Below are 16,976 nucleotides of genomic sequence, written 5' to 3'. Positions count from 1 at the left end.
AATTCCCTGCCATGGCAGATATCTCGATGACAACGGACACTTTCCTCACCCGGCCGGCCGCCGACGCGGCCCGCCGCGACGCGCCGACCGGGCTGATCGTCGCCGCGCTGCTGCTCGTCATGCTGCTGTCCGCGCTCGACCAGACGATCGTGTCGACCGCACTGCCGACGATCGTCGGCGAACTCGGCGGGCTCGACCAGTTGTCCTGGGTCGTCACCGCATACCTGCTGTCGTCCACCGTCGTGCTGCCGCTGTACGGCAAGCTCGGCGACCTGTACGGCCGCAAGATCGTGCTGCAGGCCGCGATCGTGCTGTTCCTCGCCGGCTCCGCGCTGTGCGGCGTCGCGCAGGACATGACGCAGCTGATCGTGCTGCGCGCGCTGCAGGGGCTCGGCGGCGGCGGCCTAATGGTCGTCACGATGGCCGCGATCGGCGATCTGGTTCCGCCCGATCGCCGGGCGCGCTACCAGGGGATGTTCGGCGGCGTCTACGGCCTCGCGACGATTGTCGGCCCGCTGCTCGGCGGCTTCCTGGTCGAGCATCTTTCATGGCGCTGGATCTTCACGATCAACCTGCCGCTCGGCCTGCTCGCGCTCGCGGTGATCGGCACCGCGTTCCGGCCGCACACCGCGCACGTGAAGCACCGGATCGACTATATGGGCGCCGCGTTCCTCGCGACCGCCCTCACCTGCGTGATCCTGTTCACGAGCGAAGGCGGCTCGCTGCTGCCGTGGACGTCGCCGCAGCTGTGGATGACGCTCGTGCTCGGCCTCGTCGCGATTGGCGGCTTCATTTATGAGGAACGCATCGCGGCCGAACCGATCATGCCGCTCGAGCTGTTCCGTCATCGCACCTTCGTGCTGGTCAGCCTGATCGGCTTCGTGGTCGGCATCGCGCTGTTCGGCTCGGTGACGTTCATCCCGCTCTACCTGCAGGTCGTGAAAGGCTCGACGCCGTCGCAGGCCGGCATGCAGCTGCTGCCGATGATGGGCGGGATGCTCGTCACGTCGATCGTCAGCGGGCGGCTGATCTCGCGGCTCGGCTCGTACCGGCCGTTTCCGATCGCGGGGACGCTGACCGGCGGCATCGCGATGGCGTTGCTGTCGACGCTGACGCTCGATACGCCGCTGCATACGATGTACGCGTACATGGCGCTGCTCGGGATCGGGCTCGGAATGGTGATGCCCGTGCTGACGCTCGCCGTGCAGAACACCGTCGAATTCCGGCATATGGGCGTGGCGACGTCGGGCGCGACGCTGTTCCGGTCGATCGGCGGCTCGCTCGGCGTCGCCGGGTTCGGTGCGCTGTTCTCGCACGGGCTGCAGTCGCGCATGATGCACGCGCTGCCGGCCGGCACCGAGCTGCCGCCCGCGCTCGGCCCGGCCGCCGTGCGCCAGTTGCCGGATGCCGTGCGCGACGCGTACCTGCACGCGTTCGCCGGTTCGCTGCACGTCGTGTATCTGGTGGCTGCGGCGATCATCGCGATCGCGTTCGTGTTCGCATGGTTCGTCGAGGATGCGCCGCTGCGCAAGCATCACTGAGCGGCCGGCGGAGCGCGACGCGCTCCATCCGCACCCGCCGTCACGCCAGCAGCACGACCCCGCCCGTCGTCGCGCGCGACTCCAGCAACCGGTGCGCATCGGCCGCCTGTTCGAGCGGCAGCCGCGCGCCGATCTCGACGTGCATCCCGCCCGCCAGCCGGTCGAGCGTCGCACGCGCGGCGTCCCGATACGCGCCGACGTCGCGCGCGATGAAACCGAGCACGCTCGGCCGCGCCAGCGCGATCGAACGGGCCGGCCCGAGTTCGTCGAGATCGAACGTCTGCCGCGCGCCGATCGCCGCCACCTGCCCGATGCTCGCGACCATCCCGAACGGCCGCACCGCCCCGAGCGTGCGGGTCAGCACGTCGCCGCCGATTCCGTCGATCGCGTAGTCGACGCCCGCACCGCCGCCGAACGCACGCGCGGCCGCGACGAAATCCTCCTCGCGATAATCGACCACCGCTTCGGCGCCGTGCATGCGCACGAGCGCGGCTTTCGCGGCCGATCCGACGGTACCGATCACGCGCGCGCCGAGCGCACGCGCCCACTGCGTCGCCAGCAGCCCGACGCCGCCGGCCGCCGCATGCACGAGCACCGTATCGCCGGCGCCGACCCGCCGGACGCGATGCAGCAGCATGTAGACGGTGATCCCCTTCAGCAGCCCGGCCGCGGCGGCTTCGTCGCTCAGCCCGCCGGGAATCGGCAGCACGCGCTCGGCCGGCATCGTGCGCAGGCTCGCATAGCTGCCGGTCGGCATGCCGGCATACGCGACGCGCTGACCGGGCACGAGCGCCGTCACGCCCGGCCCGACCGCGTCGATCACGCCGGCCGCCTCGACGCCGAGCGCGTCCGGCAGCGCGGGCAACGCGTGCGCACCCGTCCTGAAATAGATGTCGACGAAGTTCACGCCGATCGCGGTCTGGCGAATCCGCACTTCGCCGGCGCCGGGCGGCGCGACGGGCGCATCGACGCGGCGCAGCACGCCGGCGTCGCCGTAACGGTCGATCCCGATCCGGATGGCGTTGGCTGTTTGGATCATGACGTTCCTCGCTATCGAATGAAGTGACACAATCATCCCATCGTGCATAATCGAACGGAATTCACGTTGAACGCCCACTTACTGTGCAAAATTCGACCGATTACGATTCTGCCGCGACGCCCGCGCTGCCGATGAGTTGGGACGACATCCGCTACTTCCTTGCGGTGATGCGCGGCGGCAGCCTGTCGGCCGCGGCGCGGGCGCTGCAGGTCCAGCACTCGACGGTCGCGCGGCGCATCGACGCGCTCGAGTCGGCGCTCGGGATCCGGTTGTTCGACCGTCTGCCGCGCGGCTGGCCGCCGACCGACGAAGGACTGCACCTCGCCGAGCACGCCGCGCGCCTCGAAGCCGACGCGCATGCGTTCGCGCGTGCGGCACAGGGCGCGGCCGCGCTCGACGGCATCGTGCGCGTATCGGCGTCGCCGGTGTTCGCCAGCCATTTCCTCGCGCCGCGCCTGGCCCGTGCGCAGCGCGCATGGCCGGCGCTGCGGATCGACCTGATGGGCGAGATGCACGCGGCGAACCTGTATGCACGCGAAGCCGATCTCGCGGTGCGGCTGTCGCGGCCGAGCGAGCCGGGGCTCACCGCGCGCCGGCTCGGCACGATGCGCTTCGCGCTGTGCGCGACGCCGGAATGGGCGAACGCGACGCCCGACAGCTGGCCGTTCATCGGCTACGACGATGCGCTCGCGCAAACGCCGCAGCAGCAATGGCTCGAACGCTTCGCGGCCGGCCGTCGCTTTGCGTTCATCGCCAACGACCTCGCCGCGCAGCATCGCGCCTGCGCAGCCGGGGCCGGTGTCGCGCTGCTGCCGCGGTTTCTCGTCGACGATCCGGCCGCGCACGCCGGCGCGCCGCTCGTCGAACTCGCGAACGCGCCGCGCTGCGACATCGAGCGCGAGATCTGGCTCGTCGTTCACCCGGACGTACGCCGGTCGCCGCGCGTGCAGCGCGTCGCCGACGCGATCGCCGATGCGGTTCATGCGGCGGACGGACGGCTGTAAGCCGCCGAAACCGCAAACGGGCTTTGCCACGCGCGTCGACGGCCGGCATAGTAGCGTTTTGACTTCAGGCCCTGCCGCCATGTCCACCGCCACCGCCTGCGTCGTGCGCGACGCGACCGACGCCGACCTCGACGCGATCCACGCGATCTATGCGCACCACGTTCACCACAGCGTCGCGTCGTTCGAGGAAACGCCGCCCGACGCCGCCGAACTGCGCGCACGCCGCGACGCGGTGCTGAACCACGGGCTGCCGTATCTCGTCGCCGAATGCGACGGCCGCGTGGCAGGCTACGCGTACGCGACGCCGTACCGCACGCGCAGCGCGTACCGCTTCACGATCGAGGATTCGATCTACATCGACGACACGCAGCGCGGGCGCGGCATCGGCCGCGCGCTGCTCGAGGCGCTGATCGCGCGCTGCGAAAGCGGCCCGTGGCGGCAGATGATCGCGGTGATCGCCGACGGCGGCACCGGCGGCTCGACGTCGCTGCATCGCGCGTTCGGCTTCGAACCGGCCGGCCTGCTGAAAGCGGTCGGTTTCAAGCACGGCCGCTGGATCGACACGGCGCTGATGCAGCGCCCGCTCGGCGACGGCGCGAACACGCGCCCCGCCTCGCCCGAGCCTGCCGCGGCGCGCTAAAATCACCGCATGTCAAAACAGACTCATTCCACGCCCGACGAGGCCGCGCCGGATTCCCGCAACGAGTACACGGTCGACGAACTCGCGCGCGTGTCCGACACCACCGTGCGCAACGTCCGCGCGTACCAGGATCGCGGGCTGCTTGCGCCGCCGGAGAAACGCGGACGCGTCGGCATCTACGACGACACGCACGTCGCGCGCCTGAAGCTGATCAACCATCTGCTCGCGCGCGGTTACACGCTGTCGAACATCCAGGACTTGATCAAGGCGATCGACGAAGGCCACGACCTGCGCTCGATCCTCGGCCTCGAAAACGCGATCGGCGGCCGCTGGTCGCACGAGCTGCCGAAAACCTATTCGCTCGCGCAACTCGCTCAGATGTTCGGCCCGCAAGCGACCACGCAACTGTCGCGCGTGACCGAGCTCGGGCTGCTCGAACGGCGCGGCCTGTCGTTCGTCGCGAAAAGCCCCGCGCTGCTCGAGGCGGCGGCCGCGATGACGAAGGAAGGGATTCCGCCGCGCGAGCTGCTCGACGTGATCAGCCTCGCGCGGCCGCATTTCGACGCGATCGCGCGGCTGCTCGTCGATCTCGTCGTGAAGCGGCTCGACCGCTACGACGCCGGCACGCTGCCGCCGGCCACCGACGTGCCCGAACTGGTCGACGCGATCTGGCGGCTGCGCCCGCTCGCGGCCGTGTTCGTCGAAGGCGAGACGAACCGCGCGCTCGAAACCGCGGCCGGCGCGTATCTCGGCGGCCGGGTCGCGACGATCCTCGACAAGAAGCTCAGCGACGAAGCGGCGCGGCAGTCCGGTACGAGCGATACGCAAGGCGACGGCGACAACGGATAGCCGCGCGGCCGTCATGCAGGCGTCGGCTTGTCGCCGCGACGCGTGCGTAGTCGGTTCGCGGCAGCGCCGACGGCCATTGCCGGTCGCAACCGCGGTCCGCATGGGTCGGCGAATGGCCAGGCGCGCCGCTCGGCGCGCATTCCAGCCGGACGGCGTCGCATCGCTCCCCGCACGGTAACCCCGCGTGCCGCGACACAGTTACAAGTTATCGGTTGACGCAAGCCCGCCCGGCGGTTAGTGTACGCATCGAAGTCCAAGAAGTCCGATTGCTGTTCATCAATTGCTCGCTCCTCCCCAGCGGTATTCGTTGTCCTCTCCCTCCTTGACGCTTCACGCGCTCTTCAACAGAGCAAATCTCTATTTTTTTCTCAAGGAATCTTCATGGATACCGGTATCGTCAAGTGGTTCAACGACAGCAAAGGCTTTGGTTTCATCACGCCGGACAACGGCGGCGACGACCTGTTCGCTCACTTCTCGGAAATTCGTGCCGACGGCTTCAAGACGCTGGCTGAAAACCAAAAAGTGAGCTTCGAAACGAAGCAGGGCCCGAAGGGTCTGCAAGCGGCCAACATCAAGCCGCTGTAAAGTTTGAAGGGCCCGGCGTCCGTCGACGGACGCCGGGTCGCAGCGACATCCCCACGGAGCTTCGTCTCCTAAAGTTGGCGCGATCGGCTTGAGCTGCCTTTGTTCAGTGAGCAGCTTGCCAGGCGCCACACGTCTCGTTGCACTTCATCCCCCCTCCGGCCGCAACGCCTTATTTTTCGCTTTCCGACTGCGTCAGATTCCGCTCGCAATGGCGTTGAATCGGCATACCCGTGCGCATTTCGCACGGCACGCGCGCACTCGATCATCATTAAAATTAAAATGCACAACCAACGAATTCAACAGTACAACGGCTATGCCGTCCAACCCTCGGCGCATCGCCTGCCCGACGGGAGCTTTTCATCCAACCTGCTGCTCGAACGCGCCGATAGCACGCGCGACGAAGGCCGCTACCAGTTCTATTCGCTCGACTACTTCGCGAGCGAAGCGCAGGCGATCGCGCATTCGGCACGCTGGGCACGCAACTGGGTCGATACGCGCGGTTAAAGGCCACGCTACTGTCGATATCAGCAGACGGTCATAAAAAGCCGGCGGGCAACGTGCCCACCGGCTTTTTGCATGACACGCCCGTTCACCTGTTTCGCCGCATTCCGGCACGACGGAGTCGTCCGATCCGGCAGGCCACGACGCCAAAGCATAGGGCGGCCGCCGTCATATCCATATCGGCAATGCTTCGTTTGCGGGCGCGATCGCCCATGCGACGATTCTTCCAACCGAGCGGCGCCCGCCGCTCCCCGAAGATGCCTCGCATGGAGTTCGTTCGATGATTCGTTTCACCCGCTGGATCACCCGCGCCGCCGCCGTCTCGCTCGTTGCGCTGTCCGCCGCGTCGGCATTCGCGCAAGGCGGCACCGACAAAATCGTGCGCATCGGTTATCAAAAGGCCGGCCTGCTGTCGATCGTCAAGGCGCAGGGCGCGCTCGAAGCGCGACTCAAGCCGCTCGGCTATGACGTTCAATGGTTCGAATTCCCGGCCGGCCCGCAACTGCTCGAAGCACTGAACGCGAACAGCATCGACTTCGGCTACACCGGCGCGCCGCCACCCGTGTTCGCGCAGGCGGCCGGCGTGCAGTTCGTCTATGTCGGCGCGGAACCGCCGGCGCCGCACAACGAAGCGGTATTCGTGAAGAGCGATTCGCCGATCCGGACGGTGGCCGGCCTGCGCGGCAAGAAGGTCGCGCTGCAGAAAGGCTCGAGTGCGAACTACCTGCTGCTCGAGGCGCTGAAGAAAGCCGGCGTGCGCTATGACGAAATCCATCCCGTGTATCTCGCGCCGGCCGACGCGCGCGCCGCGTTCGAAAGCGGCAATGTCGATGCGTGGGCCGTGTGGGATCCGTACTACGCGGCCGCGCAGAACGCGCTGAAGGTGCGCACGCTGTCCGATTACGCGGGGCTCGCGGCGACCAACAATTTCTACGAGGCGACGCGGCGTTTCGCGCAACAGCATCCCGACGTGGTCGGCGCGATCCTGAAACAGGCGCGCGAAACCGGCCAGTGGGTCAACGGGCATCCGGCCGACACGGCCGCGCTGCTTGCACCGAAGGTCGGGTTGCCCGAGGCACTCGTCGAAACATGGATCAAGCGGGTGCCGTTCGGTGCGGTGCCGATCGATGAGCGCATCGTCGCCGCGCAGCAGGGTGTCGCCGATGCGTTCTACGCGGCGAAGCTCATTCCGCAGAAGCTGAGCGTGGCCGACAACGCATGGGTCGACAAAACCGTGGCGAGTGCGCTGGCGGCGAAGTAACGCTCGCGGCCCCATCCATCAGCAGGCCGGCCGGGCGCGATGCCCCACCGGCCGCTTTCGTGTCCAGAGCGGCACGCGCTCAACGCAGCGCCCCCGCCACCTTCTTCTGCCGCCACAAACACAGCAGATCGCACGCCACATGCGCAGCCGCGATCGCCGTGATGTCCGCGTGATCGTACGCGGGCGCGACCTCCACCACATCCGCTCCGACCAGATTCACCGCGCCGAGCGAGCGCACGATCGCCAGCGCCTGTGCGGACGACAATCCGCCCGCGACCGGCGTCCCCGTCCCCGGCGCGAACGCCGGATCGAGGCAATCGATATCGAACGTCAGATACGCAGGCCGCGCGCCGACGATCTCGACGATCCGCTCGACCGCCGCTCGCGGACCATGGTCATGCACCCACGCGGCATCGAGCCGCTCGATCCCGAGAAAGTCGTCGTTCCACGTACGGATGCCGACCTGCACCGACGTCGCGGGATCGATCAGTCCTTCCTTTACCGCCTTGTAGAACATCGTCCCGTGATTGAGGCTGTCCGGATCGTCGTCGGCCCACGTATCGCAGTGCGCGTCGAAATGGATCAGCGACAGCGGCTTGCCGTAGCGCTCCGCGTGCGCGACCAGCAGCGGATACGTGATGTAGTGGTCGCCGCCGAGCGTCAGCATCTTCGCGCCCGAGCTCAGGATCGTGCGCGCATGCTCGACGATCGCCGGCTTGATCGACAGCGGGTTGTGCGCATCGAACCAGCAGTCGCCGTAGTCGACGGCCGCGAGATCGTCGAACGGATCGAAGCCCCACGGATACGGATTGAGCTCCGCGAGCTGCACGCTCGCCGCGCGGATCGCGGCCGGCCCGAGCCGCGCACCGGAGCGATAGGTCGTCGCGAGGTCGAGCGGCACGCCGGAGATCGCGACGTCGACGCCGTCGAGCGCGCGCGAGTAGTTGCGGCGCATGAACGACAGCACGCCCGCGTAGGTGTTTTCGATCGACGAGCCGTACGGCGTCGTGCGACGGATCGCGCCGTCGCCGTGGAGAAGTTCGGTCATGGTCGGACCTGTTTTCGTGATGGCCGGACCGCCCCGCTTCGACTGAGCGCGCGGGCCGGGCACGGCGGGGATTCATCGGGCATGTACCGGCTCGCGCATCCAGTCGCGAAGCAAGGCGGGACATCGACAACGACAACGGTAATACCGCGGCGATCGTAGCAAGCCGAATCGGAACCGTTGCCCCGGTTCAGCCGGGGCAACGCGCGAAAAAAGTCCGGTGGCGGCGTCGCCCGCGGTCGCCGTCGTTTCCTAGAAGGGTTCGCCGGTTTTCGCGCACCCGTTCTTCCGGATAATGGCCGGCAGCCACGCGGTGAACGGCCCATCGTCCACCGCGGACAACAACAAACCGGAGACACCCGCCTTGATCGCCACGCTTCCCGCCACCTACCGCCGGCTCTGGCCGCTCGCCATCGCGGCGGCGCTCCTGTACGGGCTGTCGCTCGCCGCGGCGCCCTATCCGGGCCAGGCCGCCGCGAAGGCCGCGATGGGCATCCTGCTGCTCGCGGCGGGCGGCACCTGCGGCGCGGCGCGCGAACGCGCGTGGCTGTGCGCGGCACTCGCGACGGCCGTGCTCGGCGACGTGCTGCTCGCGTTGCCCGACTGGCCGCTGTCGTTCGTGTTCGGCCTCGGCGCGTTCCTGCTCACGCACCTGTGTTATTGCGCGATTTTCTTCCGGTGGCGCGCGCGGCCGCGTGGCTGGCGCATCGTTGCGCTCGTCGGGCTGTGGATCGCCGCGCCGGCGTTCTACGTGGCGTTCTTCCCGCACCTCGGCGAGCTGCTGGCGCCGGTCGCCGTCTATATGCTCGTGCTGTGCGCGATGGCGAGCTTCGCGCTCGCCGCCCGCACGCGCGGCCCGCTGGTCGCGACCGGCAGCCTGATCTTCGTCGGCTCGGACACGCTGATCGGCGTCGGCCGGTTCCTCGGCGGTTTTCCGGGCATCGACTATCTGATCTGGGGCCTTTATGCGCTAGCGCAGGTCACGATCGTGGCCGGGGTTTTCCATGAGACGGCCGCTCGATCGATCCGTCCCTGATACCGTTTCAAACAGGCCGCCGCGCGCCGGCGGCTTGATCGCCAGCGCCTCCCGCCCTGCCGACGGCCTTTTCCGCGCATCCCGCATGGCGGAAACGGGACCGTTCCAAACCCCGCTCAGCCTTTCCCCGCTTGATTTCCTGCCCTTAGAGCGTCGCTTCTAGCCTCTTGCGGTTTCCGGGTTCACCCACTATCGTTACATCAACCAATGTAACATTAAAAAATGAGCCAGATCGGAGACACCCGGATGAATGCTCGCACGTTGCCTTTCGGTCCACCCGGCCCTGACGGCCGGGATGAAGCCATCGACATCGCCATCATCGGCACCGGCTTCGCCGGCCTCGGGATGGCGATCCGCCTGAAACAAACCGGCGTGACCGACTTCGTCGTCCTCGAGAAGGCCGCGTCGGTCGGCGGCACGTGGCGCGACAATCATTACCCCGGGTGCGCATGCGACGTGCAATCGCACGTCTATTCGTTCTCGTTCGCGCCGAACCCGCGCTGGACCCGCATGTTCGCGCCGCAGCCGGAGATCCGCACGTATCTGGAAGACTGCGTGCAGCGCTTCGGCGTCGGCCCGCACCTGCGGCTGAATCACGAGTTGCAGCGCGCCGAGTACGACGAAGCCGCGCAACGCTGGCGCCTCACGTTCGCGAACGGCAAGCGGCTGTCGGCGCGCGTGCTGGTGTCCGGGATGGGCGGGCTGTCGCGCGCCGCACTGCCGGCGATTCCCGGTGTCGAGACCTTCAAGGGCCGCGCATTCCATTCGCAACAGTGGGATCACGACTACCCGCTCGAAGGCAAGCGCGTCGCGGTGATCGGCACCGGCGCGAGCGCGATCCAGTTCGTGCCGCAGATCGCGCCGCGCGTGAAGTCGCTCGCGCTGTTCCAGCGCACGCCGCCGTGGATCATGCCGAAGCCCGACCGCAACCTGACCGGCGTCGAGAAATGGCTGTTCCGCACGCTGCCGTTCACGCAGAAGGTCGTGCGCAGCGGCATCTACTGGATGCTCGAATCGCGCGTGCTCGGCTTCGCGATCCATCCGTCGCTGATGAAGAACGTGCAGAAGCTCGCGCTGCGTCACATCCGCAAGCAGATTCCCGATCCGGCACTGCGCAAGGCCGTCACGCCGAACTACACGCTCGGCTGCAAGCGCGTGCTGATCTCGAACGACTACTACCCGGCGCTGTCGCGCAAGAACGTCGACGTGATCACGACCGGCATCGATCGCATCGAAGCCGACGCGGTCGTGACGACCGACGGCAAGCGTCATGAAGTCGACTGCCTGATCTACGGCACCGGCTTCCAGGTGGCCGACCCGTATCCGCGCGGCGCGATCATCGGCCGCGGCGGCCTCGACATCGTCGATGCGTGGCGCGACGGCGCGCACGCGTATCTCGGCACGACGCTGCCCGGCTACCCGAACTTCTTCATGATCGTCGGCCCGAACACGGGCCTCGGCCACAACTCGATGGTGTTCATGATCGAGTCGCAGATCGAATACATCCTCGGCGCGCTGCAGGCGATGCGCCGCGAGCGCGCGGAGGCGATCGAGGTACGCCCGCTCGTCGAGGCGCAGTACAACGACGACCTGCAGGGCAAGCTGAAGAAGGCGATCTGGTCGACGGGCGGCTGCAAGAGCTGGTACCTCGACCCGCGCACCGGCAAGAACACGACGCTGTGGCCGGGCTTCACGTGGCGCTTCCGCCAGGCCACCGCGCAGTTCTCGATCGCCGATTACCACGCGTATCGCGCACCGCACGACACGACCGCGCGGCCCGCCGCCGCGCCGGCCGCTTCCGCTTCCACGTCCGCCGAAGCGGCCTGAGCCAGACAAGGAGCCATCGACATGAGAGATTTCGCCAACAAGGTCGCCGCGATCACGGGTGCCGGCTCGGGCATGGGCCGCGCACTCGCGATCCAGCTCGCGCAGGCCGGCTGCCACGTGTCGCTCGCCGACAAGAACGGCGTCGGCCTCGCCGAAACCGAACGAATCGTCGGTGCGATCGCGCCGAACGTGCGCGTATCGACGCGCGTGCTCGACGTCGGCGATCGCGACGCGATGTTCGCGTGGGCCGACGACACCGCGAAGGCGCACGGCAAGGTCAACCTGATCTTCAACAACGCGGGCGTCGCGCTGTCGAGCACGATCGAAGGGATGGACTACAGCGATCTCGAGTGGATCGTCAACATCAACTTCTGGGGCGTCGTGCACGGCACGAAGGCGTTCCTGCCGCACCTGAAGGCATCGGGCGACGGCCACGTGATCAACACGTCGAGCATCTTCGGGATCTTCGCGCAGCCGGGCATGAGCGGCTACAACGCGACCAAGTTCGCGGTGCGCGGCTTCACCGAATCGCTGCGCCAGGAACTCGACATGATGAAGTGCGGCGTGTCGGCCACCTGCGTGCATCCGGGCGGCATCCGCACGAACATCGCGCAGTCGAGCCGCGTCGCGAAGAACATGGTCGGCTTCATCGTCGAGAGCGAACAGCAAGGCAAGGACAGCTTCGAGAAGTTCTTCATCACGACCGCCGACGACGCCGCGCGCACGATCCTCGCCGGCGTGCGCAAGAACAAGCGCCGCGTGCTGATCGGCCGCGACGCGAAGGGCGCGGACTGGATGGCGCGCCTCCTGCCGGCCGCGTACCAGGCGCTCGTCGTGCTCGCGACGCGCCGCGAGGCCGCGAAAGCCCGCCGTGCCGCACGCGGCACGCCGGCACCGGTGCACGCCACCTACAACAATGCAGGCAATCAGGGAGAACAATCATGACGACACCGAACATGATGCCCGTGCGGCGCGACATCCGTTTCGCGCTGCCGCCCGAACGCGCGAAGGACTGGCATGTGCAGGGCGTGCCGGTCACGCACTTCATGAATGCGCTGTCGCTGCTGTTCCCGGCCGGCGAACGCTTCTTCATGGATTCGGTGCGCCACTACCGCGACCGGATCGAGGATCCCGAGCTGAAGAAGCAGGTCATCGGCTTCATCGGGCAGGAAGCGATGCACACGCGCGAGCACATCGAATACAACGATCTGCTGCAGGCGTCAGGCCTGCCCGCGCACAAGCTCGACAAGCGTCTGTGGACGATCCTCGGCTGGTTCAAGAAAGTGCTGCCGCACTCGATGCAGCTGGCGATCACGATCGCGCTCGAACACTACACGGCGATCCTCGCGAACCAGTTGCTGTCGGGCCACGAGCACCGGATCGACGGCTCGGTCGAGGGCTACCAGCAGATGTGGATGTGGCACGCGATGGAGGAAACCGAGCACAAGGCGGTGTCCTACGACGTGTGGCGCACCGTGATGAAGCCGGGCCTCGGCAGCTACCTGCTGCGCACCGGCACGATGCTGACGACGACGGTATTCTTCTGGGCGATCGTGTTCGACTTCCACGTGCGGCTGATGCGCGCGCACCGTCGCGAACACGGCAAGTTCGACGGCATGTGGCGCCTCGTGAAGTATCTGTACAGCCCGAAGAACGGCGTGTTCCCGAGCATCGCGCGCGAATGGCTCGACTACTTCCGCCCGGGCTTCCACCCGTGGGATCACGACAACCATCAGTACCTGCAGGAGCTCGACACGCTGCTCGATAACATCGACGCGACCAACGCGCGCTATGCGGCGCAAGCCGCCCCGCGCCGCGTGCCGCTGCATTCGGTAGCGCAGGCATGACGCGATCGCGCGCTCACGAGATGCTGACCGTCCGGTCCGGCGACGTGAAACTCGCCGTCTACGTCAGCGGGTCGCGTCGCGCGCCGCCGCTGATCCTCGTGCATGGCTACCCGGACTCGGCGACCGTGTGGGCGCCGATCCGCGCGCGGCTCGCGAAGCGCTACCGCGTGATCGCGTACGACGTGCGCGGCGCCGGCGCATCCGATGCGCCGCGCCGCCGTGCCGACTACACGCTCGAACGGCTCGCCGGCGACCTGAAAGCGGTGGCCGACGCGACCTGCGGCGGCCGGCCGTTCCATCTGGTCGGCCACGACTGGGGCTCGATCCAGTGCTGGGAGGCCGTGACCGACCCCGCGTTCCGCGGCCGCATCGCGTCGTACACGTCGATCTCCGGCCCGTGTCTCGATCACGTGTTCCGCGCGAAGATGCGGCTCAAGCAGAGCCTGAAGTCGTGGTACATCGGGTTCTTCCATCTGCCGCTCGTGCCGTCGCTGGTATGGCGGCTCGGCGGCGCCGCGCTGTGGCCGCGCTGGCTGCAGCTCACCGAACGCGTGCGCGCCGAGCGCGATCCCGTGCAACTGAAGAACGCGCTGAACGGGATGCAGATGTACCGCGCGAACTTCCTTGCCCGGGCCCGCAAGCCGCGTGAGCGGTACGCGCAGGCGCCGGTGCAGATTCTCGTTCCGCTGCGCGACCGCTACGTGACGCCCGAGATGTCGGTCGACCTCGACCGCTGGCTCGGCGAGCACGTGCGCGAGGAAATCGACGGCACGCACTGGATCGTGCTGCGCCATCCGGACATGATCGCGTCGCGGATCGACCGGTTCGCGGCCGCGCATGAACGGCCCGCGGTTGCCGCCGCGTCGGCAGCGGCGCCGGCCACGAGAACGGGAGCCGCGGATCAGCGCAGCGGCGGCAGTCGCTCGAACAGCGTTTCGTAGTCGATCACGAGCCCGTCGTCGTCGATGTCCATCTCCGCGGTGAAATCCCGGAAGATCCCTTCGTAGCGGTAGCGGCGGCCCGGTTCGATGCACGCATAAGCCTGCTTGACCGGCATGACCTTCAGATCCGGCGTCGAGATGTACGCGACGTCGAGCGGCCGCCGCTCGCCGCGCGCGAGCCCGAGGCGGCCGATCGGCAGCGAATTCGTGAACGGCGTCGCGGCGATGTCGATATCGATGCAGCCGTCGAGCTCGTGCAGTTCGCGGCCTGAGCCGTCACGCCAGTGCCCAGCCCCGTCGCCACGCAGTTCGAGCGTGCCGCCGCCCATCACCTTGAGCACCGCGTAGGTCACGCGCCATTGCAGATCGCATTCGACGCGATACGCGAGCCCGTACGCGCGGCCATACCGCTGGCCGACCACCGCGCTTTCGACGACGATGCCGGATTCACTCCGGTCGAACGTCAGATGTTCGACTCCGTCGCCTTCGAGCGACGCCCAACGTACTTCGCGCATCGTTCCACCTCCTTGGTATCCCGCGTCGGGGCATCGTCACACAAATCGTCGCTATCCGGAATGCCGCCGTCGATTGAGTCCAGCTCGGCGGCCCGGTCGCTAGAGCGTTGAAACTGACGCGCATGGGTCCCCCCTCGGCAACCCCGCGTGCACGCGAAAGCAATAGCGATGGCGCAAATTTGATATCGAATCGCCAGAATCTCGCGAAAACGCTAACAACACATCCCGAGTACGCGCACCGCACCTCGCGATGCCCCGCTTCAGGGCATCGACCACAAATCCTGACTATCCGGAATTCCCTATTCCGGTGCATCGCAGCATGTCCTATGCTCGCGGCTCATCCTGTTCCGCCGCGATCATGCCTACTGCCCGCCCCGCTTCGCCGTCGATCGACCTGCGCATCCTGCTGCGCGGCATCGGGCAGATCGTGCTGCAGGCGAATGCGCTCACCGGGTCGCTGCTGCTCGCCGCGCTCGCGCTGAACGACCTGCGGCTCGCATGCGCGGCGCTGGTCGGCTCTGCCGCCGCCAGCATGACGGCCGTGCTGGCCGGCGCCGAACGCCGCGACGTCGAACAGGGGCTGCACGGCTTCAACGGCGCGCTCGCGGCGCTGATCGCCGTATTGTTCGCGCCCCATCAACTCGCCGCCGTCGCGCTGGTGCCGCTGGTCGCGATCGGCGCGGCGCTCGCGCAACGCGCGATGCGGGCGTCGCTCGCCCGCTGGCGCCAGTGCCCGTATTCGAGCCCGTGCCTGGTCGTCACCGCGCTGTGGCTGCCGTTTGTCGCGTTGCAGCATGCGGACGGCGCGACCGCCGCCCCGGTGCCGACACTCGCTTCCGCAACCGGCGCGCTGTTGTCGGGCGTTGCTCAGACCACCTTCGCGCAAGGCGCATGGGCCGGCGCGCTGGTCGTCGCCGCCCTCGCCGTCGCGTCACGCCGCGCGGCCGCGTTCGCGCTCGGCGGCGCGATCGCGTCGACCGTGCTGCTGACCGCGCTCGGCGCAAGCGACGCGTCGTTCGCCGGCGGCCTGCTCGGCTTCAACGGCGCGCTCGCCGCACTCGCGCTGATGTCGCGCGGGCCGCGTGCGGCGCTCGCGGCCGCCGCACTCGCCGCGCTGATCCAGTGGCTCGCGATGCGCGCGGGCATCCCGGTGTTTACAGCCCCGTTCGCGCTCGCGGCGTGGGTGACCGTAGTCGTCGCGCGCCGCCTCACCCTCGGAGCACCCGATGTCATTCGCACACCGTCCTGACGCCGTGAAGCCCGGCGGCCCGATCTCCGACGCCGAACGCAGGCTGCGCGTCGACCTCGCCGCCGCGTACCGGCTCGTCGCGCTGAACGGCTGGGACGACCTGATCTACACGCATCTATCCGCGACCGTGCCCGGCGAGCCCGGCCACTTCCTGATCAACCCGTTCGGCCTCACGTTCGACGAGGTACGCGCATCGAACCTCGTGAAGATCGACCTCGCCGGCAACCGGATCGGCGACAGCGAGCACGCGGTCAACGTGACCGGCTTTGCACTGCATGCGGCCGTGCACGCCGCGCGCGCCGATGCCGTCTGCGTGATGCACCTGCACAATACGGCCGGCATCGCCGTGTCGATCCAGCGCGACGGGCTGTTGCCGGCGTCGCAGCACGCGTTGCGCTTTCACGGCGACCTCGCGTACCACGACTACGAAGCGCTCGCGTTCTCGCCGGCCGAAGGCGCACGGCTGACCGCGAACCTCGGCGCGAAATCCGCGATGCTGCTGCGCAACCACGGCACGCTGACGGTCGGCCGGACCGTCGCCGAAGCGTACGTGCTGATGGATACGCTGATCAAGGCGTGCGACATCCAGGTGCGCGCGCAAGCAGGCGGCGGGCCGCTCGTGCTGCCGGAGCCGGCCATCGCCGAGCGCACCGCCGAACAGTTGCGCGACGGCGGCGCGATCGAAGGCGAACTGGAATGGCCGGCGCTGCTGCGCCGGCTCGACCGGATCGATCCGTCATATCGCGACTGACCGCGCATCCACCCCACCCAATCGTTCAATCCCAACCGGAGCCTGTGTCATGCCGACTTTCAATATCCAGCTGTTCGAAGGCCGCACCGTCGAGCAGAAGCGCGCATTCGTCGAAGCAATCACGCGTGTCACGTGCGACACGCTCGGCTGCACGCCGGGCTCGGTCGACATCATCCTGACCGACGTGAAGAAGGAGAACTGGGCGACGGCAGGGAAGCTGTGGAGCGACGAGCGCTGAGCACCGACGGCGGCGTCGCGTCGGCGCCGTCCGCTCTGTGCTGAGCCCTGCACTGAGCCCTGCACCGCAGCGCCTGCGACGCGTGCCGCACGCCGGCGCCTCCACTC

18 protein-coding genes are annotated in these 16,976 nt (G+C 68.0%); 15 read left to right on the top strand and 3 right to left on the bottom strand.

Annotation, left to right across the window (positions count from 1 at the left end):
* Positions 1 to 26: 26 nt before the first annotated feature.
* Positions 27 to 1,541, top strand: a complete 1,515-nt coding sequence (locus KR541_RS25230) for an MDR family MFS transporter (protein WP_089489762.1) — start codon at positions 27 to 29, stop codon at positions 1,539 to 1,541.
* Positions 1,542 to 1,581: 40 nt separating this feature from the next.
* Here the strand turns inward: KR541_RS25230 and KR541_RS25225 are convergent, their stop codons facing one another.
* Positions 1,582 to 2,580 (bottom strand): quinone oxidoreductase family protein, encoded by a 999-nt coding sequence (locus KR541_RS25225; protein WP_050011886.1) that lies wholly within the window; start codon positions 2,578 to 2,580, stop codon positions 1,582 to 1,584.
* A 131-nt stretch (positions 2,581 to 2,711) separates the two neighbouring features.
* Here KR541_RS25225 and KR541_RS25220 point away from each other — a divergent pair, with 131 nt between their 5' ends.
* The 6 genes from KR541_RS25220 to KR541_RS25195 all read left to right on the top strand — a co-directional run bounded on the left by KR541_RS25220 (position 2,712) and on the right by KR541_RS25195 (position 7,420).
* Positions 2,712 to 3,584 carry a LysR family transcriptional regulator gene (locus KR541_RS25220; protein WP_050012097.1) on the top strand — a complete coding sequence of 291 codons (873 nt, stop codon included), beginning with the start codon at positions 2,712 to 2,714 and terminating at the stop codon, positions 3,582 to 3,584.
* A 79-nt stretch (positions 3,585 to 3,663) separates the two neighbouring features.
* Positions 3,664 to 4,224, top strand: a complete 561-nt coding sequence (locus KR541_RS25215) for a GNAT family N-acetyltransferase (protein WP_050011887.1) — start codon at positions 3,664 to 3,666, stop codon at positions 4,222 to 4,224.
* Positions 4,225 to 4,233: 9 nt separating this feature from the next.
* Entirely contained in the window at positions 4,234 to 5,073 is an 840-nt protein-coding gene (locus tag KR541_RS25210; protein WP_050011888.1) for a MerR family transcriptional regulator, read from the top strand.
* 381 nt (positions 5,074 to 5,454) lie between these two features.
* Positions 5,455 to 5,658, top strand: a complete 204-nt coding sequence (locus KR541_RS25205; RefSeq protein ID WP_006485974.1) for a cold-shock protein — start codon at positions 5,455 to 5,457, stop codon at positions 5,656 to 5,658.
* Positions 5,659 to 5,937: 279 nt separating this feature from the next.
* On the top strand, positions 5,938 to 6,162 hold the full coding sequence (locus KR541_RS25200; RefSeq protein WP_050011889.1) for a hypothetical protein: 225 nt from the start codon (positions 5,938 to 5,940) through the stop codon (positions 6,160 to 6,162).
* Positions 6,163 to 6,439: 277 nt separating this feature from the next.
* A complete protein-coding gene (locus KR541_RS25195) occupies positions 6,440 to 7,420 on the top strand; it encodes a sulfonate ABC transporter substrate-binding protein (protein ID WP_050011890.1) in 981 nt (326 codons plus the stop codon).
* Between the two features lie 79 nt (positions 7,421 to 7,499).
* Here KR541_RS25195 and speB read toward each other — a convergent pair whose 3' ends face one another.
* A complete protein-coding gene (speB, locus tag KR541_RS25190) occupies positions 7,500 to 8,468 on the bottom strand; it encodes an agmatinase (protein ID WP_089489479.1) in 969 nt (322 codons plus the stop codon).
* Between the two features lie 361 nt (positions 8,469 to 8,829).
* Between speB and KR541_RS25185 the strand changes: the two genes are divergently transcribed.
* The 5 genes from KR541_RS25185 to KR541_RS25165 all read left to right on the top strand — a co-directional run bounded on the left by KR541_RS25185 (position 8,830) and on the right by KR541_RS25165 (position 14,116).
* Positions 8,830 to 9,501, top strand: coding sequence for a lysoplasmalogenase (locus KR541_RS25185; RefSeq protein ID WP_124592903.1), 672 nt, complete (start codon positions 8,830 to 8,832; stop codon positions 9,499 to 9,501).
* A 246-nt stretch (positions 9,502 to 9,747) separates the two neighbouring features.
* Positions 9,748 to 11,328: a flavin-containing monooxygenase gene (locus tag KR541_RS25180; RefSeq protein ID WP_050011892.1), complete on the top strand. Its 1,581-nt coding sequence runs from the start codon at positions 9,748 to 9,750 to the stop codon at positions 11,326 to 11,328.
* 21 nt (positions 11,329 to 11,349) lie between these two features.
* Complete coding sequence (locus KR541_RS25175; RefSeq protein ID WP_050011893.1) at positions 11,350 to 12,273, top strand: SDR family NAD(P)-dependent oxidoreductase; 924 nt, start codon at positions 11,350 to 11,352, stop codon at positions 12,271 to 12,273.
* Positions 12,270 to 13,175, top strand: coding sequence for a metal-dependent hydrolase (locus KR541_RS25170; protein WP_050011894.1), 906 nt, complete (start codon positions 12,270 to 12,272; stop codon positions 13,173 to 13,175). Before KR541_RS25175 ends, KR541_RS25170 begins: the two co-directional genes overlap by 4 nt.
* Entirely contained in the window at positions 13,172 to 14,116 is a 945-nt protein-coding gene (locus KR541_RS25165; RefSeq protein ID WP_089489481.1) for an alpha/beta fold hydrolase, read from the top strand. Before KR541_RS25170 ends, KR541_RS25165 begins: the two co-directional genes overlap by 4 nt.
* Here the strand turns inward: KR541_RS25165 and KR541_RS25160 are convergent.
* Positions 14,077 to 14,631, bottom strand: a complete 555-nt coding sequence (locus tag KR541_RS25160) for a putative glycolipid-binding domain-containing protein (RefSeq protein WP_050011896.1) — start codon at positions 14,629 to 14,631, stop codon at positions 14,077 to 14,079. The genes KR541_RS25165 and KR541_RS25160 overlap by 40 nt on opposite strands.
* A 358-nt stretch (positions 14,632 to 14,989) precedes the next feature.
* Between KR541_RS25160 and KR541_RS25155 the strand changes: the two genes are divergently transcribed.
* From KR541_RS25155 to KR541_RS25145, 3 genes are read left to right on the top strand one after another with little or no spacing between them, the layout of a single operon-like run.
* Positions 14,990 to 15,880 carry an urea transporter gene (locus KR541_RS25155; protein ID WP_216089869.1) on the top strand — a complete coding sequence of 297 codons (891 nt, stop codon included), beginning with the start codon at positions 14,990 to 14,992 and terminating at the stop codon, positions 15,878 to 15,880.
* Positions 15,858 to 16,631, top strand: a complete 774-nt coding sequence (locus tag KR541_RS25150; RefSeq protein WP_050011898.1) for a class II aldolase/adducin family protein — start codon at positions 15,858 to 15,860, stop codon at positions 16,629 to 16,631. The genes KR541_RS25155 and KR541_RS25150 overlap by 23 nt, the downstream gene beginning before the upstream one ends.
* A gap of 49 nt (positions 16,632 to 16,680) precedes the next feature.
* Positions 16,681 to 16,869: a 4-oxalocrotonate tautomerase gene (locus KR541_RS25145; protein WP_050011899.1), complete on the top strand. Its 189-nt coding sequence runs from the start codon at positions 16,681 to 16,683 to the stop codon at positions 16,867 to 16,869.
* Positions 16,870 to 16,976: the final 107 nt, after the last annotated feature.

The organism is Burkholderia sola, from assembly GCF_905400185.1.
In the GTDB taxonomy this organism is placed as follows: Bacteria; Pseudomonadota; Gammaproteobacteria; order Burkholderiales; family Burkholderiaceae; genus Burkholderia; species Burkholderia sola.
Note: the sequence above shows the minus strand (reverse complement) of the source record. Positions and strands in the feature narration are given on the sequence as shown.